Source organism: Pseudoalteromonas ostreae (assembly GCF_018069805.1).
In the GTDB taxonomy this organism is placed as follows: Bacteria; Pseudomonadota; Gammaproteobacteria; order Enterobacterales; family Alteromonadaceae; genus Pseudoalteromonas; species Pseudoalteromonas ostreae.
Genome location: NZ_JAGPYN010000058.1, coordinates 1 through 1474, shown reverse-complemented (window position 1 = coordinate 1474; position 1474 = coordinate 1). Strand labels below are relative to the sequence as shown.

The window sequence follows — 1474 nt, the reverse complement described above, 5'->3', positions numbered from 1 at the left end:
ACCACTCAACAGTGTCGAGTTATCGTTAACTTTAATTTCTTGCGATCAATTAATGGAGGTACTTTTTAATAATTTCTTGGTATTGACCAGTGTCTCGAAGGTGTTGCAAGCCTTTATTAAAATCATCTCGTAAAGATTTGTTTTTAAAGTTAACTTGATAATAAGTATGGCTTGGGAAAATATCATGATAAACCACCTCATCACTCGTATCATAGGTTACTGACAACTTACTTCTAAACCAATCAAATACAAATTTATCGACAATGATCACCTGAGCTCGACCAATCCAGAAAAACGCATTTTGCCGTTCTTGATCACCAAATTCTGCATATTTTCTTTGAGTTGCTTCTTCAATATTTAGTCCAAAGTAACTCTCATATTCCTCTCCCAAATTTATATATGCATTTTGCCAAGCAACAGTCGTATATTTGGACAAATCTTTTATATTATTAATAATCAAGTTATCTTTTTTTCTCGATATCGCATAATTAATATAGGTAATAAAAAAGTCAGAATAGTATGTGCCATCTTCTTGTTGCTGAACGGCAACAGAAGCATCAAAGCCCATAGTACTCACCGCTCTTTTCAAGCGTTTATTGACGACATGAATTTCATTGTTGAAACTATACCCTTTAAAGCGTAATGCCTCACGAACTATATCAATTTCAATGCCTTTCCAAACACCGAGTTCATGGAAAACATAAGGTGGCCGATTTTGACCAAATGCAATATCTATCTCCTTACTCATTAGCTTAAATGTGCCCAAACTCCCCAATAAAAGCACCAATATACATAGTAAATTCAATAATTTTTTAGTCATTTTTCCATAGCCTTGTGTTACGACACTGACTAATTTTCAGCCGCTCAGTCCTGACTAGGGGTGATCCCCTAAACTCATGTTAGGTTGTTCATTATTGTATGTCCATAACCAATCTATCTTGCAACTCAATAATACCACTATAAATATAATGGTTAAGCGAATCATATTTAACCATGCGGCTAAACCGTTCTACATAAGCACTTTGTTACGGATTACCTGACTGAATAAGTCGTAATTCAATATTAATATTCTATGATTTAATTGAACGAGTGGACTGCACGCTCAGCGGGGAGTAATAAGTCAACGTTTTTTGTGAATCCATCACGATTAATCAGAACAAAGTCTTTCTTTTTGCGACAATTTTACTGACCCGAGAATAATGCAACTGAAAATAGTCGCCAACCTCTTTCAACGTGTACCCACCGGATGCATAAGCTGCTCTTATAGCATCATTACGACTACTACACTGTTGAGCGTATTCTGTTAATGCTAACGCTGCCCTGCGCCTTTGCTTTTGGGGTACTTCCGATAAATCGCCTTGCTGCTCTTTAAGCAATTCTAAATGCTCCTTTACAAACTCAGCATTACCTAAAAATACCTGATTTGAAATATTACCCCAAGGATCCAGCCCTTTTCCTTGCTCTACAAACTGCG

The 1474-nt window shown here is 36.3% G+C and carries 1 protein-coding gene and 1 pseudogene; both read right to left on the bottom strand.

Annotated elements, in window-relative coordinates; all coding sequences use genetic code 11:
* Window positions 1–49: 49 nt before the first annotated feature.
* Window positions 50–820: a substrate-binding periplasmic protein gene (locus tag J7338_RS20475; RefSeq protein ID WP_210798817.1), complete on the bottom strand. Its 771-nt coding sequence runs from the start codon at window positions 818–820 to the stop codon at window positions 50–52.
* A 331-nt stretch (window positions 821–1151) separates the two neighbouring features.
* Window positions 1152–1474: pseudogene (locus tag J7338_RS20470) on the bottom strand (addiction module toxin RelE); the annotation flags it as partial.